The following is a 17,199-nucleotide window of genomic DNA, read 5'->3' on the forward strand; positions in this document are numbered from 1 at the left end:
TGTCCGGGATCAAACCGCCTGCTGCGTCGCACGGGCGGTTTTTAGCCGTTCAGGGATCGTGCGCGTAGCCGTCGACCTGGATCACAAAGCGCTCGATCCGCGGCCAGTCGGCCCGCGTGCGCACCGGCGTTTCCCCCGTGGCCATGAACATGGCGTAAGCGTAGCCCGTGCGGCGGTCGCGCCAGGAGTGCCGCGTACTGTCCCACATGCAGCAATAACGCTGCAGCCTGGGCAAGCCATACGCGCGCCGCAGGTACGCTTCCGCCTGCCGCGCATGCTTGCCATCGACGGCGTAGCGGGCTTCGAAGGGCTGGTCCTGGCGCTCCCTGTTTTGCTGGCAGCCCTGGTAGACTAGATACGGGGGCTTCTTGCCCAGCCGGGACAGGAAGTCGCCGCAGGCCAGGGGCGCGCCCTGCGCGCCGCCCGCTCCCAGCAGCAATAGCCACAGCAGCCATTTAGCGGACAGCATCGGCATCGCCACGCAAGGGACAGTCGGCCGCCGCCGCCGGCGCCATCCGTCGCACCAGTTCGCCGCGCAACTGCGTCAATCCCGCGATGCGCGCATCGATATCGCCCAGCTTGCGCGCCAGCGCCGCGCGCAGCTGTGCCGCCGTGGCGGGATCGCCGGCGGCCGCCAGCAGCGGCATGTCGGCCTCGATTTCGGCCAGCGTAAAACCCAGCTGCTGCGCCGTGCGCAGGTAGCGCAGCCATTCCGCCGCTTCGGGCGGGTAATCGCGGTAGCCGTTCGCGCCGCGCCGCGCGCGCAGCAAGCCCCGTTTTTCATAGAAGCGCAGGGTATCGCGGCTCAAGCCCGTCGCCTGCGCCATCTCGCCGATCTGCATGGATTTCCTTCATAAAATGCTTGACCATGGAGTGTACTCCAGGCTTGAGAATGGGCGCTTTCCATTCGACAGGAGTTCCCATGTTGTCCGTTTCCGCTTTCCGCCGCCTGGTGCGCGCCAGCGCCATTTACGATGTGCTCATGACGGTCCCGTTTGTCACGCCGTGGACCTTTTTGCTCCTGCGCGAACACTTGAACGACCTCAACGTGGGCCTGGGTGGCGCGCCGCTGCCGCTCTTCGAGCCCTTGCATTTGCTGATCAGCAGCTTGTTTGGCAGCGTGGTGATGGTCTGGTCGGTGCTGCGCCTGCGCGACCCGCAGCCGCGCTTCGGCCGCTACGACGCGGCGGCCCGCTACCTGTTTTCCACCTGGATGGCATGGGCGCTGCTGGTGACGGGCCAGCCCCTGCTGTGGCTGTTCCTCGTGCCGGAGCTGGCCTGGGGCGTGGCGCAGAGCCTGCCGCTGCGCCGCAGCGCAGGCGCGGGGGCAGGGCAGGCGCGCGAATCGTTGTTGAGATGACGATAACGAAATGCAATAATGCTCGTGCTCGCAGTGCAACAATGGCTGCAATGAACGACTATTAAGGGAATGACTATGCAGCAGGATGCCGCTGGAAAAAACATGGCGTTGCTCGATCCGGTGGTGGCGCCGCGCATCGCGGTGACGCGCCTGGTGACGGGCCTGCTGCAAGGCTTGCTGCTGTACTGGCTGTATAGCACGGCGCAGGACAAGGTGTGGCCCGCAACGGAAGCCTACCTGCTGGGGCCGCTGATGCTGGTCAGCCTGCTGCTGCCCATCCTGCTCGTGTCCAGCCTGGGCCACATGTCGGCCAAGCGCATCGCCCTGTGGATGGCGGGCGCCGGCGTCGTGATGGCCGTGCTGGCCTGGCACGACGTGGCGCGCGGCGCCGAACACGTCATCTGGGGCAACTACAAGCCGGGCGCGCCGCTGCGCGTCATTTCCGCGCAGCTGTTCGGTTTCAGCGTGGTGGGCTTTTATATCGCCCACGCGCTGGTGCTGGCCAGCGCCCAGGACGGCCAGCGCATCGCGCGCTATCCGACCTATTTTGAAATCGCCTGGAAGCTGGGCATCCAGCTGCTGTTCTCCCTGCTGTTCGTGCTGGGCCTGTGGCTGGTGCTGTGGCTGGGCGGGCAGCTGTTCCTGCTGATCAAGCTCGGTTTCCTGAAGAAACTGCTGGGCCAGGCGTGGTTCGTGATTCCCGTCATCTGCTTCGCCTTTTCCTTCGCCATCCATATCACGGACGTGCGTCCGTCCATCGTGCGCGGCATCCGCACCCTGCTGCTGGTGCTGCTGTCGTGGCTGATGCCGATTGCCGCCGTGCTCGTTTCTGGTTTCCTGCTGACCCTGCCATTCATCGGCTTTGAGCGCCTGTGGGCCACGCGCCATGCGGCGTCCGTGCTGCTGGGCATGGCCGGCGTGCTGGTGGTGCTGATCAATGCCGCCTTCCAGAATGGCGAAGTGGGGCATGGCGTGGCGCGCGGCATCCGCCTGGGCACGCGCCTGGCCTGCCTGCTGCTGCCGTGGGTGGTGGGCATCGCCATCTATGCCCTGACCCTGCGCGTGATGTCGCATGGCTGGACGGCCGACCGCCTGATCGCGGCCGCCTGCCTCCTGATCGCCACCTGCTACGCCGTCGGCTATGCCTGGGCGGCCAGCAAGTATGGCGACTGGCTGCACCTGATCGCCAACGTCAACGTGGCCACGGCCTTCGTCACCCTGCTGGTGCTGTTCGCCCTGTTCTCGCCGCTGGCCGACCCGGCGCGCATCTCCGTGGCCAGCCAGATGGCGCGCCTGGACAGCGGCAAGGTGGGCGTGGACAAGTTCGACTTCGAATACCTGCGCTTCGAAGGGGCGCGCTACGGCCAGGCGGCCCTGCAGGAATTGACGAAACGCACGACGGGGCCGGACGCGGCCATCGTGCGGGCCCGCGCCGAAGCGATGCTCAAGCGCCAGAACCGCCTCGACGAAACGGGTGCCCTGAGCGACGTGTCCATCAACCTGACCCTGCGCCCGGCGACGGCGAAACTGCCGGAAAGCTTCCTGCGCCAGGACTGGACGCAAGTCGGTCCCGCCTGGCGCCTGCCCGCCTGCCTGAAACGGGCAGGGCAGCAGTGCGACGCCTACCTGCTCGATTTCGACGGCGACGGCAAGCAGGAAGTGTTGCTGATCAGTAATGATCCGCGCGCCTCGTCGGTCTTGCTGGCGGAAAAGGACGATGGCAGCTGGTATGCGCGGGGGCAAATCCCCACAGACGCCCTGCGCTGCAAGCCCCTGCGCGAAAAGCTGCAGGCGGGCGAATTCCAGCTGGTGCCGCCGAAGGTGCGCGAACTGGAAGTCGATGGCCAGCGCGTGCCGATGACCCTGTACACGCAGGAGGAAGAGGTCAGCTGCCCGGAGGAAACGGCTCCGGGTCCGTAAATGGCGGTGGGAGGACTTGGCGCGCCGGCCCAGACGCTTGCCTTCGGTGACGGCAATGACTCCGTGCGGCGAGCTGTTCCGGCCCTCCACGCCAGCCACCGCCATGGCCGCCCATTGCAGTTCGTTGCCCCGTGATAACTAACTGGTCGGGTAGCGCATTTCCAGCGCCACGCCGCCAAGTTTGAAAACCAGGTTGGCTAAATTCCAGCCGTTGTATTTGTTGGCCGCGCGTGGAAAGTAAGTTTCGTTGTCGAGTATCAGGTGATAGTGGCCTGGAATCAGCTTGAAGTCCATGGCGAACAAGCCCGAGCGCGCCACATCGACGAAGTTATTGAAGGAATGATGGACCCGCTGTATATCGACAGCGTGATCAAAATCAATTTCCGAATTGTAAATTGCCCTGTCTGTGCCGTCGGGAAAACGTACCAGCAAGCGGTGAAAGACCGAGTAGTGATGCCTGCCCGCGCCCAGATGCATATCCGCCCGGGGGCCGACCTGCAATCGGGTGAGCACTTGCGCATGCATCCTGACGTCGATTTCCTGGCCTGTGTAGCTGAACAGATGCTGCATTACCAGACTGTGCTCCTGCGCGTCTGCCTTGTAGGCATTCTGGACCTGAAAATACGTCTCAGTAACCTCGCCCTCGCCATTGGTCAGCGGGTGTCTGCCGGGCGTGTGCGCTTCGTTAAAATACGTGACATGCGGATTGCCTGTAGGGAATGGCGTGTACTTGCGGCTTTGCGGGACACTGGCAGGAACGCCGCGACACAGCGGGCTGCCGTTAAAGATGCCCACAGCCAGCACCGGCTCGTCGGCACCAAACACCGGGTACAGCGCTGGCGTGGCGCTACGGAACCTGCTATCGATCGATACGTCAACTGCGGGCGCAGTCGCCGGGAAGTGCCATCTGTAGCGCGCGACCGTCACGCGTGTCGTCGCTGCATCGCTCAGCACGGCCCTGTCATCGGAGGCGATCAGATCCAGGCAGCCGAACGGCGCCTGACGCTGCTGCCCGGCCTGGGCCGGTGCGTAGCCATTCACCTCCATGGGCGGGACTTTGCCATCGCGCAAATCAGAAGGACGGAACAGGGAACGGGCATATATGCCTTGGATCGCCGCTTGCGGGGATGCCGCCAGCGGCCCTGTCGACTTTCGGCCCACCAGATTCAATGCGGCGCACAGCAAGTCGCTACGCAGCAGTATCTCGTCTACATGCACAGGAAACTCGCGTGCGCTCATGCCCATGTCCCTCATGCCGGCGCGCATGATGGGATCGAGCGACAGGAAAACCAAATCCTCAACTGCGGCGGTATAAGCCTCAGTCTGTTCGCGCATCAACAATCCGAAGTTTTGCTGCAGATATTGCTCGATGCGCTTGGCAGCGAATGGGGCGGTACTGAGTGCCAGGCAATGCACGCACAGGCCCTTCAGCTGCACAGAGACGGCCTGGAGGAAATATCCCTCGAGCACCAGATACGCCGCTTCGCGGCTGATCTTCTTGTTGCGCACCTGCTGAGCCAGCTCCTTGGCCCAATGATCGAGCAATGAATCTTGCCCAAACGCCGCTTTCGCCAAGACCCGGCGGATGGTATCGATGCAATCCGGCATATCGGCTACGTACGACGCGAACTCATGGGCCGCTTTCGTCAGATAATCCGGCGTCATGCCTGGAAAGTGCGGCATATTTTCCGTCAGTAGCCGCAAAGAGATGGCGCCGCCAGTGGCATCGGCCTTCAGCAGGCTGGCGTCGGCGTAGCCATAGGCGACATCGATGCGTCCCATGGCCGTCAGCAAGGTTTCCACCTTCAGGCTCTTTTCCATGAAATTGTGCAACTCGTCCAGTTTCAACAGAATTTCCGAGGTCATGGACGTGACCCGGTCCAGCGAGCGTTGGACTTCAGTCAGCTTGTCACTGATTACGTCCAGCTTGCCAGCCAGGTCCGGGCCGCCCATGCCGACCGCTCCCAGGAATTCCTGGAACAGCATGCCAGCGGCCGCCCCGACGATCCCGCTGGCGGCATTCTTGCCGACCCACTTGGTCAAACTGCCCGCCGCTGCCCATGACAAGGAGTTCAGTTGCAAACTCGGCGCGCCCAGCACCGCTGCAGCGGCATCGGGATCCCGCTGTGTATTGTTGTGCATACCGTCATCCTTGTCATATTGATCAGAATGACAACTGTATCTGAAAGATGGCGTTGCTAGAAATTATTTGTGCGGCATGCACAAACAGGCACCCGCTCGGCAGGGCGCAAAAAACTGTCGGCAGGCAGCTCTTCAGCCATGCCACGGCGTCACGCCATCCAGCGCGCTTTTGGCGACGTTTGCACAATTTGTTGATATTCTAGAGGAGCGATTTTTTCGTCAGCGTGTCAATTTGGTATGCCGTCCCCGCTGCAGGGGGCGGGCGCACCGGTTGCCCATTCCACCTTCACCAGGGAAGCAAGGAAGCGCCATGAATAAACAGATCATCCTCAACCTGCCCGTGAAGGACCTGGAGACATCCAGGGCCTTCTTTTCCGCTCTCGGCTTTACCTTCGATACCCGCTTCAGCGGCGAGAACGCGGCGTTCATGAACATCGTCGACGGCAGCATCCAGGCCATGCTGACGACCGAAGCCTTCTTCCAGTCCCTGATCGGCAAGCCGGTCGCGAATGCGAAGGAAGGCAATGAAGTCGTCATTTGCCTCAGCTGCGAAAGCCGGGAAGAGGTGGACAGTCTGATCGCCAGGGCCGCGGCCGCCGGTGGCCGCATCCCGCATCCGCCCGAGGACCATGGCTTCATGTATGACCAGGGCTTCGAGGATATCGATGGCCACCTGTGGAACCTGGTCTGGACGGCGCCGGAAGCCTGACGCGCCGCGCAAGGGCAACTGGCCGTATCAGTTCTTCGTGCGCACCTGGCGCACGTGGTTTTCCAGTTCGCTGAACGAGGGGCGTTCCGTGGCGGAAATGACCTTGCGGCCGAATTCCACGGCCAGCGCCGGCGCGTAGCCGTTCAGGCTGGCGAGCAGGGTGACTTTCACGCACTGGTACATTTTCGCCGTTTCATGGTGCTTGCGGCGCAGCAAGCTGGCCAGCGGCGCGATGAAGCCGTAGGCCAGCAAGATGCCGATGAAGGTACCCACCAGCGCCTGCGCGATCAGCACGCCCAGCTCGGCGGGCGGCAAGCCCACGGACGCCATGGTATGCACCACGCCCATCACGGCGGCGACGATGCCGAAGGCGGGCATGGCGTCGGCCAGCTGCGAAATCGTCTGGATCGGCATTTCCGCATCTTCGTGGTGCGTCTCGATCTCGTTATCCATCAGGTTTTCGATCTGGTAGGCGTCCATATTGCCCGACACCATCAGGCGCAGATAATCGGTGATGAATTCCAGGATGTGCTCGTCGCCGAGCGTGTACGGGTATTTCACGAAGATGGGGCTGCGGTAAGGGTCGTCGATATCGTCCTCGACCGACATCAAGCCTTCCTTGCGGATCTTGCTGAGGATTTCATACATCAGCCCCATCAGTTCCATATAGCGGGCCTTCGTGTATTGCGCGCCGTGGAACAGGGTGGGAATGGCGGCGAAGGTGGCGCGGATGGCCTTGGCGTCATTGCCGACAAAGAAGGTGCCCAGCGCGGCGCCGCCGATCATCAGCAGCTCCAGCGGCTGGAACAGGGCGCCCAAATGGCCCCCCTGCATGGCGAAGCCGCCGAAGACGGAAAACAGCACGACGATAAATCCGAGTATGACTAGCAAAACTTACTCCCTCATAATATTGCCATATCGCAATATTATAGTTTAACCTGATTCGCTCCCCGTGGCGCCGTCCGGCTGCAGCCGCTGGCCGAGAAAATTGATAAAAGCGCGCACTTTGGCGGGCAATTGATGGCGGCTGGGGTAGTAGGCGTACAGGTCGGCCGGCGCCAGGGTGTAGTCGGCCAGCACCACGCGCAGGCGGCCGCTGTCGAGGTAGCGGGCCAGGTCCCATTCCGAGCGCAGCAGGATGCCGTGGCCGTCCAGGGCCCAGCCCAGCACCACGTCGCCATCGTTGCTGGCCACCGTGCCGCGCACCTTCACCGTGTGCGTGGCGCGGCCACGGCTCAAACGCCAGATGCCGTAGGCGTCGTCGTTCTGCCGGTGCACGATGCAGCGGTGGCGGGCCAGCTCGTCGGGGGACTGCGGCGTGCCGTGCGCCTGCAGGTAGGCGGGCGAGGCGCACAGGAAGCGGCGGTTCGACATGATCTTGCGCGCCGATAGCCGCGTGTCGGGCAAGTCGCCGAAGCGGATGCCCAGGTCGTACGCCTGCTCGACGAGGTTGATGGGGCTGTCCGTCAGCTGCAGCTGCACTTCCAGCTGCGGGTGGCGCAGGGCGAATTGCGACAGCAGGGGCGCGATCACCGTGCGCCCGAAGCCAAGGGTGGCATTCACGCGCAGCAAACCCTTCGGTTCCGCGCTGCCGCTGGCCAGGGACTCTTCCATGGCGCGGATATCGTCGAGGATCTGCCGCGCCTGCTGCAGATAGCTTTCGCCGTCGCCCGTCAGGCTGATGCGCCGCGTGCTGCGGTTCAGCAGGCGCACGCCCAGGCGCTGCTCCATCAGTAGCAATCGCTTGCTGACGGCGGGCGGCGTGATGCCCAGTTCGCGCGCCGTGGCCGACAGGCTGCCCAGCTTGGCCAGCAGCACAAAGAAAGCCATTTCCGTGGTGGCGTCGCTTTTCATTATTAACCTGAAGTGAAGAATGGTTTAAATTCCAGTTGATTATACGACTCCCATTCGCGGGTAAGCTGGTGTCCTTGTTTTCATCCCCAGGAGACCCCCATGAAAATCGTTGAAATCCGAGAAAAGACCATTCCCATTTCCTCTCCCATCCGCAACGCCTACATCGATTTCACGAAGATGACCCTGAGCCTGGTGGCCGTCATCACGGACGTGATGCGCGACGGCAAGCCCGTCGTCGGCTACGGCTTCAATTCGAACGGCCGCTACGGCCAGGGCATGCTGATGCGCGAGCGTTTCATCCCGCGCATCCTCGATGCCGATCCCGCCAGCCTCGTCACGGACGACGGCAGCAACCTCGACCCGCACAAGGTGTGGGATTGCATGTACACCAATGAAAAGCCGGGCGGCCACGGCGAGCGCTCGGTGGCCATCGGCACCATCGACATGGCCATCTGGGATGCCGTGGCGAAGATCGAGCGCAAGCCATTGTTCCAGCTGCTGGCCGAGCGCCATGGCACGGGCGTGGCCGACAAAAAAGTCTTTGTGTACGCCGCCGGCGGCTATTACTACCCGGGCCAGAGCCTGTCCGCCCTGCAGGACGAGATGCGCAGCTATGTCGATCGCGGCTACACGGTGGTCAAGAAGAAGATCGGCGGCGCTTCGCTGGACGAGGACTTGCGCCGCATCGACGCCATCATGGAGGTGCTGCAGGATGGCCAGAAGCTGTGCGTGGACGCCAACGGGCGCTTCGACCTGGACACCTCGATCGCCTACGCCAAGGCGCTGCGCCAGTACGACCTGTTCTGGTATGAAGAGGCAGGCGACCCGCTCGACTTCGAGCTGCAAGCCACCCTGCGCAGCTATTACGACAAGCCCATGGCGACGGGCGAAAACCTGTTTTCCATGCAGGATGCGCGCAACCTGATCCGCTACGGCGGCATGCGCGCCGACCGCGACTGGCTGCAGTTCGACTGCGCCCTCAGCTACGGCCTGGTGGAATATTTGCGCACGCTGGACATGCTGCACCAGCATGGCTGGTCGCGCAGCCGCTGCATCCCGCACGGCGGCCACCAGATGTCCTTGAACATCGCGGCGGGCCTGGGCCTGGGCGGCAATGAGTCGTACCCGGATTTATTCCAGCCCTTCGGCGGCTTCCCCGACGGCGTGCGGGTGGAAAACGGCCACATCACCATGCCGGAACTGGTCGGCATCGGCTTCGAGGGCAAGGCGAATCTGTATGCAGAAATGCGCGCGCTGAGCGGGCAGTAAGGGCTAGGCGTTGCGCTGCCAGAAGCGTAGCCGGTTGCCGAACGGGTCCGCCACTTCCATGATGCGGCCCCAGTCCTCGTCGCGGATGCCGGGCCGCGCAAACGGGTAATCCTTCGCCTGCAGTTCCGCGTGCAGGGCGGCGATGTCGTCGACAGGGAGCAGCAGCGCCGCGCCGGGCGTGGCGTCGCCGTAGTGCTCACTGAGGTGCAGCACGAGATCGCCCCGCGTCACTTGCAGGTACAGCGGCGCCGTGGGCGCGAAGCGATGTTCCCAGTCGAGGGTAAAACCGAGGAAACCGAGGTAGAACTCGCGCGCTTTTTCTTCGGAAAAGCTGCGCAGGATGGGGATGGCAGGGGACAGTTGCATGGCGGGCCTTTCAGGAAGGTGGCGATAGCGCCATTCTAGCGTCAGGCCGGCGCCTGCCGCTTCACGCGCGCGGCGGGGCTGGTCTGCTCCCAGCGGAACAGCCACATGATGACCAGCTTGGTCGTCGCGCTGACGCAGGCGAGCAGCAGCAGGGGCCAGCCTGTCGGTAATCCCATGACGCAGGCAAAGAAGGTGGTGCTGGCATCCATGGCGAGGATGAACTGGCTCATTTTCAGGGACACGGCGCCCGTCCTGCCCGAGCGCCAGATCAGGCGGATCTGGTGCGCATAGCGCTGCGCCAGCAGCACGGTGACGGCGACGATCAGGCTTTGCGAGATCACGCGCTTTTCATCGCTGAACGTGGGGCCGAAGGCCAGCCCCGCCACGCCCGCGCCCAGCAGCAGCGCGCAGGCCAGCAGCGCATGGCGCGAGGCCAGGCTGCGGCGGTCGCGGTCGATTTCATACAGGATGGCCAGCGCAATCAAGGAGGCGAGCAAACGGGGCCAGACGATGTAATGGTTGAACGGCGTGATCGCATAGCCGTACACGAAGAAGGCGCAGTAGGCGAGAAAGCTGACGGTGAACTGGTTGATCGACAAAATGTCTGTCGTCTGGCCGGCGCCGATGCCGGCATCGCGCTTGGCGCCGCCAGATTTTTTGCAGCTGCGACCATAAACCATACAGGCTGACGACGATGAGCAGGGAGTTGAGGCTGCCGGCGAGGGCGTAGAGGGAAGGGGGCGGCAAGGTAGCTCCTGGAATGGCCAAAGCATCGCTGCCGTGACAGTCCGCCTTGTCTATACATTTTATTTTTGCAACATGCTCTCATGAAGTAAGTTGTCAGGCAAGCAATGATTTCACGGCCGGACCTGTTGCAGCTGCACTTGCCCGGACGCACCTCTTCCTGCGCTTGCCCTTATAATCGGGGCATGACTTTCTTATCACTGCGTGCCCGCTCCGTGCTGGCCACCGTCGGCAAAATGGCCGTTTCCCTGATTCTCCTGTTGACCGCACTGTGGGGCGCGCTGGCGCTGTGGTACCAGCTGTCCGGCGGCACGGCCGCGCAAGGCATCGGCGCCCTGCTGTGGGCCGCGCTGGGCGTGGCCAGCATCGCATTGTGGTGGACGCGCGGCGATGCGCGCGTGCTGCTGCCATATGCGGCCGGTTTTCTCCTGCTGCTCGTGTGGTGGAGTTTCATCACGCCGAAACAGCAGCGCGTGTGGGCCGACGATGTGGCGCGCACTGTCACGGGCAGCGTCAAGGGCAGCATCGTCACCCTGGACAATGTGCGCAACTTCGACTGGCGCAGCGACGACGACTACGCGGTCAAGTGGGAACAGCGCAGCTACAACCTCGACGAGCTGCGCACGGTGGATGCGGCCCTGTCGTACTGGACGGGGCCATTGATCGCGCACACGCTGATCTCGTTCGGCTTTGCGGACGGGCGATTTTTGACGTTTTCCATCGAGATCCGCAAGGAAAAGGGCGAGAGCTTTTCCGCCATCGGCGGCTTCTTCAAGCATTTCGAGATGAGCCTGGTGGCCGCCGACGAGCGCGACATCCTGCGCGTGCGCACGAATGCGCGCGGCGAGGACATGCACCTGTACCGCGTCATGATGCCCAAGGCGGCCATGCGTTCGCTGTTCCTCGCCTACCTGGACGAGGCGGAATCGCTGAAGGCCCAGCCGCAGTTCTACAACACCCTGACGGCCAACTGCACCACCATCGTCTTCGAGATGGTGCGCCGCATCGTGCCGGGCCTGCCCGTCGATTACCGCCTGCTCGTTTCCGGCTACCTGGACCGCTACCTGTACGACGTGAAGGGACTGGTGCCCGGCCTGGCCTTCCAGCAGCTGCGCGACGGCGGCCACATCACGGCGCGCGCGCGGGCGGCCAACGAGGACCCCGACTTTTCGCACGCGATCCGCCGCGGCATGCCGGGCTACGATGAAGCCGGCTACCCGAAGCTGCAAATGCCCCGGCAGTAGCCGTCTGCTTTATACTGTCGCCATATTCCGACCGGCCGCCTTTCGCGGCCGGTCTCACTTTACGCATGAATAAAGGCCCGCTATGCCATTTTCCTCCCTGGGTCTGATTCCCGCCCTGGTCCGTGCCGTCGACAAGGCCGGCTATGCCGCGCCGACGGCCATCCAGGCGGCCGCCATTCCCGCTATCCTGCGCGGCAGCGACGTGCTGGGCGCCGCGCAGACGGGTTCCGGCAAGACGGCCGCCTACGCGCTGCCGCTGCTGCAGGCGCTGATGGCGCCCGCCGCCGGCCCGCGCCAGGTGCGCGCGCTGATCCTCGTGCCCACGCGCGAGCTGGCGGCGCAGGTGGGGCAGACGGTGCACGCGCTGGCCAAGCCGCTGCCCGTCAAACTGAAGATTTCCGTGCTGTTCGGCGGCGTGTCGATCAATCCGCAGATGATGGACTTGCGCGGCGGCGCCGACATCGTCGTCGCCACGCCGGGCCGTTTGCTGGACCTGGTGCGCCAGAACGCCGTGAAACTGGGCGGCGTGTCGCTCTTCGTCCTGGATGAAGCCGACCGCCTGCTGGACATGGGCTTCAGCGAAGAAATCAACGCCATCCTGGCCCTGCTGCCCAAGCGGCGGCAAAACCTGTTCTTTTCCGCCACCTTCCCCGACAGCGTGCAGGCGCTGGCCGACAGCCTGCTGGCGGACCCCGTGCGCATCGAGGTGGCGTCCGAGCCGCAGGACAAGCCCGACATCGCCCAGCGCGCCATCACGGTGGACGTGCCGCGCCGCACGCAGCTGCTGCGCTATCTGATCCTGCAGCAGCAGTGGGAGCGCGTGCTGGTCTTTGTCGCCACCAAGTACGCGGCCGAGCACGTGGCCGACAAGCTGCAGCGCGCGGGCCTGCACGTGGGCGCCTTCCATGGCGAATTCAGCCAGGGCACGCGCAGCCAGCTGCTGGCCGACTTCAAGGCGGGCCGCCTGCAGGTGCTGGTGGCCACCGACGTGGCCGCGCGCGGCATCGACATCGCCGGCCTGCCGGCCGTCGTCAACTACGACTTGCCCCGTTCCGCCGTCGATTACACGCACCGCATCGGCCGCACGGGCCGCGCCGGCGAGAGCGGCATGGCGGTCAGCTTCGTGACGGCCGACACGGAAGCGCATTTCCGCCTGATCGAAAACCGCAACGACTTGCGCATCGTGCGCGAAGTGGTGGCCGGCTTCGAGCCGACGGAACTGCCCACCCCCGCCAACCCCGCCACGGATGCAGTGAACGGCGGCGTGAAGGGCGCGCGCAAGAGCAAGAAGGACAAATTGCGCGAAGCGGCGGCCAGGGCGGCCCAGTCTGCCGAGGGCAGCGGCGACAACTAAATTGCCCTTATGTGCGCTGGCCGCTTGAACGGCCAGCCGTCCCGCCGTAAGATTGTGTTTCTATAAAGCAAGGGGACGGTATGCACATGAAGATCATCACGCGCGCGGGCGCCATGGCTTGCGCGCTGGCGCTGGCCGCTTGCGCCGGCCTGGGCGGCAAAGCTGACAAGCCGGGCGAGAACGCCGGCATGCAGATGCCGGGCAAGACGCCGGCGAATGCCGCCGTGGCCGCCACCTGGTACAACCCGCCCAGCGAATTTCCCGGCATTTGCCTGACCCAGTTCAAGGATGGCAGCCTGCGCTTCGACGGCGGCTTCGCCTTCTTCAATCCGGGCCGCTGGAGCTATGATCCCGCCACGGCCGAGCTGAGCCTGCAACTGGCGCCCACGCCCTCGCTGGAGTTGTCGCATGCGCAGATTGTCCTGCACAAGAATCTGCTGCGCATCGACGGCAAGAAAAACACCCTGGTGTACGGCGTGAAAGCGGACACGGATGCCATCGGCCTGGGCGGCTTCCTGTTCTATCGCGACATGCCGTGTCCGGCCCGCGCATGAAGAATGGCGGCGCGGCCCGAGATTGGTGCCGCACGGGAATAATTAGTCGTATAATTTTAGGCAAAGCAGTTTCAGGCAAATAAGCTGCCGCGCGCGGCTGTGGCGCGCGGCGTTGTTCCCTACCAGGCAAGCTCCGATGCCGCTGCGGCGGCGACAGGATGGTCCGATGGATTTGCACGACGAGCACAGGATGGCGGAGGCCGGCGCGGTGGCTGCCGGCGCCGCCGCGCCGCCCGAGGCGCGCCCGCGCACCTTGCTGCTGGTCGACGACGAGCAGAATATCCTCGCCTCGCTCCGGCGCCTGCTGCGGCGCGACCAGTACCATATCCTCACGGCCGGCAGCGGGCAGGAAGGGCTGGACGTGCTGGCCAGCCATGCCGTCGACGTGATCGTCTCGGACCAGCGCATGCCCGGCATGCTGGGCGCCGATTTCCTGCGCAAGGCCAAGCTGCTGTACCCGCAGACGATACGCATCATGCTGTCGGGCTACACGGAGCTGCAGGCCGTCACGGACGCCGTCAACGAGGGCGCCATCTTCAAGTTCCTCACCAAGCCGTGGGAAGACCACCAGTTGCGCGAGCATATCGCCGAAGCGTTCCGCCTGAAGGGCATCGATGACGACAACGCGCGCTTGAATGCCCAGTTGCGCGATGCCAACCAGGCCCTGGCGGCGGCAAATGCCGCGATGCAGGTGCTCGTGCGCCAGCAGCAGCACCAGATCAGCCGCGACGAGGTGAGCCTGGGCATTGCCCGCGAACTGCTGCAATTCCTGCCGCTGGCCGTGATCGGCCTCGACGAGGATGGCATGATCGCCTTCATCAATGCGGCCGCCGCCGGCCTGTTCGAGCGGGGCGCGGCCCTGCTGGGCAACGAGGCGGCCCTGGTCCTGCCGCAGCTGTTCGATGGCCAGGGCGCGCCCGGCCTGGCCGCCATCGACGGCCAGCCGTACGCGGTGGCGATTCATCCCATGGGCGCCAACTCCCGGTCGCGCGGCAGCCTGGTCACGCTGACGCGTCATGGAGGCTCGGCATGAGCAGCGAAAACCAGCCCGGCAGCCGCGAGATCGTGCTGGAGCAGGCGCAGGAAGGCATGCTGCTGGCGCAGGCGCTCAGCGATGCCGGCGGCGCGGTGCTGCTGGCGCAGGGCGCCACCCTGACGGCGGCCAACCTGGCCGCGCTGCGGCGGCGCGGCGTGGAGCGCTGCTGGATTGTCGCCGGGGAAGAGCCGGACCCGGCCGCGCAGGCGCATGCCGAACAGGAGCGGGCGCGCCGCGTCGAACGGCTGGCCGTGCTGTTCCGCGCCACGCCGCCGGACGGGCCGGGCGCGCAGCTGCTGGCCTTGCTGCAACGCTACCGGCAGGGAGGCCAGGCATGACGCAGCCCAGCTTTGAACAACTGGTGCGCCAGATCCAGGAATTGCCCGCGCTGCCGGCCGTGGTGCTGGAACTGCTGTCGAGCATAGACCAGGAAGACACGGACGTGCATGTGCTGGCGCAAAAGATCGAGCTGGACCAGGCGCTAGCGGCAAAAACCTTGCGCATCGCCAATTCCTCGTTCTACGGCATGCAGTCCAAGGTCACCAGCATTCCGCAAGCCGTTTCCGTGCTGGGCTTTCACACCATCCGCACCCTCGTCACGGCCTGCGCCCTGACGGGCAGCTTCGCGCCGGTCGGCGGCGGCTTCGATTTTGCCGCCTTCTGGCGCCATTCGCTGGCCACGGCCGTGGCGGCACGCGTGCTGGCGCCGCAGCTGCAGGTCAATCCGGAAACGGCATTTACGGCCGGCCTGCTGCACGACCTGGGCACCCTCGTGCTGGCCACGCGCTTTCCCGCCGAACACGCGCAGATCCGCAGCTACCGCGCGGCGCACGACTGCCAGATGGCCGCGGCAGAGCAGGCCGTCATCGGCATGGACCATGCGCAGGTGGGCAGCGCCCTGGCCGCCTACTGGAAATTTCCGCTGACCATACAGCAGGCCGTGGCCGACCACCACGCCATCGACCGGCTGGACGGCGGCGGCCTGGCGCTGGTGGTGCACGTGGCCAATGCCATTGCCCACGGGCTGGACCTGTCCGGCCAGGACGATGCCCTCGTGCCGCCCCTGTCGCCCACGGGCTGGGAGCGCTTCGCGTCGGACGATGCGGCCTGGTTCGCGCTGTTCGCCCGCATCGAGCGCACCTTCGATGAAATGTCGCGGATCATGCTGGCATGAGCGACGCTCCGCACCTGCCCGCAAGCCCGCCCGGCGCCGCCGCGCCGCCGCCCGACGCGATCGCGCTGTCGGCGTTTTTCGACGGCCATCCCGTGGCCACCTTCGCCATCGACACGGACCACGTGGTAACCCACTGGAACAGCGCCTGCGAGCAGCTGCTGGGCTATTCCGCCGCCGACATGGTGGGCACGCGCAACCACTGGAAGGCGTTTTATCGCCAGCCCCGCGCCTGCCTGGCCGACCTGCTGGTGGCCGACGACATCGCGCTGGGCGAAAACGAGTTGTACCAGGGCAAGCTGAAACGCTCCGCCGTCATTCCCGGCGCCTACGAGGCCGAGGATTTCTTCGCGAATATCGGCCTCGAGGGCCACTGGCTGCACTTCACGGCCGCGCCCCTGCGCGACCGGCAGGGTCGCCTGGTGGGCGCCATCGAAACCCTGCGCGACGTGACGGAACGGCACCATGCGGAAAGCGCCCTGCGCAAGGCGCACGCCAACCTGGAACACCTGGTGGCCAGGCGCACGGCCCAGCTGGCCGAGATGAACGAGCGCCTGGCCGACGACATCCGCCAGCGCGAACTGGCCGACACGGAATTGCGCGAACGCAACCTGGCCCTGACGGAACTGAACAACAAGCTGTCGCTGGCCCAGCAAAAGCTGCTGCAGTCGGAAAAGCTCGCCTCCATCGGCCAGCTGGCGGCTGGCGTGGCGCACGAGATCAACAACCCCATCGGCTACGTGTTTTCCAATTTCGGCACCCTGGAAGGCTACCTGGCCGACCTGTTTTCCATGCTCGACGCCTACCAGGAGGCCGAGCCCGGCATTGCCGTGCCCGAGGTGGCGCAGCGCCTGCGCGCCCTGCGCGAACAGATCGACCTGGCATTCCTGCGCACCGACATTCCCCTGCTGATGGACGAGTCGAAGGAGGGCATCGTGCGCGTGCGCCGCATCGTGCAGGACTTGAAGGACTTTTCCCGTACGGACGCGCACCAGGAATGGGTGTGGGCCGACTTGCGCCAAGGCATGGATACGACGCTCAACATCGTGAATAACGAGGTCAAGTACAAGGCGGACGTGGTGCGGCAGTATGGCGACATCCCCGACATCGAATGCCAGCCCTCCGAGCTGAACCAGGTGATCATGAACCTGGTCGTCAATGCGGCCCACGCCATGGGCGAGCAGCGGGGCCGCATCACCCTGCGCACGGGCAGCGACAGCGCGGCGGAGGTGTGGATCGAGGTGGAGGACAACGGCGGCGGCATCGCGCCCGAGCACCTGTCGCGCATCTTCGACCCCTTCTTTACCACCAAGGCCGTCGGCAAGGGCACGGGCCTGGGCCTGTCGCTGGCCTACAGCACGGTGCAGAAGCACCATGGCCGCATCGACGTGCGCAGCACGCCCGGCTGCGGTACCACCTTCCGCATCACCTTGCCCGTGCGCCAGGCGCAGGCCGTCGCCCCATGACTGAACAGGA

General features: G+C 64.8%; 18 protein-coding genes. 11 read left to right on the top strand and 7 right to left on the bottom strand.

Features of this window, described 5'->3' with window-relative positions; genetic code table 11:
* Positions 1–49: 49 nt before the first annotated feature.
* Together AC07VL_RS07030 and AC07VL_RS07035 are read right to left on the bottom strand one after the other, a co-directional pair.
* On the bottom strand, positions 50–469 hold the full coding sequence (locus AC07VL_RS07030) for a DUF4952 domain-containing protein (RefSeq protein ID WP_494805201.1): 420 nt from the start codon (positions 467–469) through the stop codon (positions 50–52).
* Positions 456–842 carry a MerR family transcriptional regulator gene (locus tag AC07VL_RS07035; RefSeq protein WP_494805202.1) on the bottom strand — a complete coding sequence of 129 codons (387 nt, stop codon included), beginning with the start codon at positions 840–842 and terminating at the stop codon, positions 456–458. The genes AC07VL_RS07030 and AC07VL_RS07035 overlap by 14 nt, the downstream gene beginning before the upstream one ends.
* A gap of 80 nt (positions 843–922) precedes the next feature.
* Here AC07VL_RS07035 and AC07VL_RS07040 point away from each other — a divergent pair, with 80 nt between their 5' ends.
* The gene (locus tag AC07VL_RS07040; protein WP_494805203.1) at positions 923–1,360 is read left to right on the top strand and encodes a hypothetical protein; all 438 of its coding nucleotides are present in this window, start codon (positions 923–925) and stop codon (positions 1,358–1,360) included.
* 102 nt (positions 1,361–1,462) lie between these two features.
* The gene (locus AC07VL_RS07045) at positions 1,463–3,280 is read left to right on the top strand and encodes a DUF4153 domain-containing protein (protein WP_494805204.1); all 1,818 of its coding nucleotides are present in this window, start codon (positions 1,463–1,465) and stop codon (positions 3,278–3,280) included.
* Positions 3,281–3,418: 138 nt separating this feature from the next.
* On the opposite strand, the gene AC07VL_RS07050 is transcribed toward AC07VL_RS07045, so the two are convergent.
* A complete protein-coding gene (locus AC07VL_RS07050; RefSeq protein ID WP_494805205.1) occupies positions 3,419–5,422 on the bottom strand; it encodes a hypothetical protein in 2,004 nt (667 codons plus the stop codon).
* A gap of 310 nt (positions 5,423–5,732) precedes the next feature.
* On the opposite strand from AC07VL_RS07050, the gene AC07VL_RS07055 reads away from it, so the two are divergent.
* The gene (locus AC07VL_RS07055) at positions 5,733–6,131 is read left to right on the top strand and encodes a VOC family protein (protein WP_494805206.1); all 399 of its coding nucleotides are present in this window, start codon (positions 5,733–5,735) and stop codon (positions 6,129–6,131) included.
* A 27-nt stretch (positions 6,132–6,158) separates the two neighbouring features.
* Here AC07VL_RS07055 and motA read toward each other — a convergent pair whose 3' ends face one another.
* Positions 6,159–7,022: a flagellar motor stator protein MotA gene (motA, locus tag AC07VL_RS07060; protein WP_290604316.1), complete on the bottom strand. Its 864-nt coding sequence runs from the start codon at positions 7,020–7,022 to the stop codon at positions 6,159–6,161.
* A 42-nt stretch (positions 7,023–7,064) separates the two neighbouring features.
* Positions 7,065–7,985 carry a LysR family transcriptional regulator gene (locus tag AC07VL_RS07065; RefSeq protein WP_494805207.1) on the bottom strand — a complete coding sequence of 307 codons (921 nt, stop codon included), beginning with the start codon at positions 7,983–7,985 and terminating at the stop codon, positions 7,065–7,067.
* 99 nt (positions 7,986–8,084) lie between these two features.
* On the opposite strand from AC07VL_RS07065, the gene AC07VL_RS07070 reads away from it, so the two are divergent.
* Positions 8,085–9,254, top strand: a complete 1,170-nt coding sequence (locus tag AC07VL_RS07070) for a mandelate racemase/muconate lactonizing enzyme family protein (RefSeq protein ID WP_494805208.1) — start codon at positions 8,085–8,087, stop codon at positions 9,252–9,254.
* A gap of 3 nt (positions 9,255–9,257) precedes the next feature.
* On the opposite strand, the gene AC07VL_RS07075 is transcribed toward AC07VL_RS07070, so the two are convergent.
* Positions 9,258–9,620: a glyoxalase superfamily protein gene (locus AC07VL_RS07075; RefSeq protein WP_494805209.1), complete on the bottom strand. Its 363-nt coding sequence runs from the start codon at positions 9,618–9,620 to the stop codon at positions 9,258–9,260.
* A 41-nt stretch (positions 9,621–9,661) separates the two neighbouring features.
* Positions 9,662–10,300, bottom strand: a complete 639-nt coding sequence (locus tag AC07VL_RS07080; protein WP_494805210.1) for a hypothetical protein — start codon at positions 10,298–10,300, stop codon at positions 9,662–9,664.
* 249 nt (positions 10,301–10,549) lie between these two features.
* On the opposite strand from AC07VL_RS07080, the gene AC07VL_RS07085 reads away from it, so the two are divergent.
* From AC07VL_RS07085 to AC07VL_RS07115, 7 genes are all read left to right on the top strand, one after another.
* Positions 10,550–11,608 carry an Lnb N-terminal periplasmic domain-containing protein gene (locus AC07VL_RS07085; protein ID WP_494805211.1) on the top strand — a complete coding sequence of 353 codons (1,059 nt, stop codon included), beginning with the start codon at positions 10,550–10,552 and terminating at the stop codon, positions 11,606–11,608.
* A gap of 82 nt (positions 11,609–11,690) precedes the next feature.
* On the top strand, positions 11,691–12,962 hold the full coding sequence (locus tag AC07VL_RS07090) for a DEAD/DEAH box helicase (protein ID WP_494805212.1): 1,272 nt from the start codon (positions 11,691–11,693) through the stop codon (positions 12,960–12,962).
* Positions 12,963–13,042: 80 nt separating this feature from the next.
* Positions 13,043–13,516, top strand: coding sequence for a hypothetical protein (locus AC07VL_RS07095; RefSeq protein WP_494805213.1), 474 nt, complete (start codon positions 13,043–13,045; stop codon positions 13,514–13,516).
* 166 nt (positions 13,517–13,682) lie between these two features.
* The gene (locus AC07VL_RS07100) at positions 13,683–14,549 is read left to right on the top strand and encodes a response regulator (RefSeq protein WP_494805214.1); all 867 of its coding nucleotides are present in this window, start codon (positions 13,683–13,685) and stop codon (positions 14,547–14,549) included.
* The gene (locus AC07VL_RS07105) at positions 14,546–14,890 is read left to right on the top strand and encodes a hypothetical protein (RefSeq protein WP_494805215.1); all 345 of its coding nucleotides are present in this window, start codon (positions 14,546–14,548) and stop codon (positions 14,888–14,890) included. Before AC07VL_RS07100 ends, AC07VL_RS07105 begins: the two co-directional genes overlap by 4 nt.
* Entirely contained in the window at positions 14,887–15,726 is an 840-nt protein-coding gene (locus AC07VL_RS07110) for an HDOD domain-containing protein (protein WP_494805216.1), read from the top strand. The genes AC07VL_RS07105 and AC07VL_RS07110 overlap by 4 nt, the downstream gene beginning before the upstream one ends.
* A complete protein-coding gene (locus AC07VL_RS07115) occupies positions 15,723–17,189 on the top strand; it encodes an ATP-binding protein (RefSeq protein WP_494805217.1) in 1,467 nt (488 codons plus the stop codon). Before AC07VL_RS07110 ends, AC07VL_RS07115 begins: the two co-directional genes overlap by 4 nt.
* Positions 17,190–17,199: the final 10 nt, after the last annotated feature.

This window comes from Janthinobacterium sp. GW821-FHT03C08 (assembly GCF_059420905.1).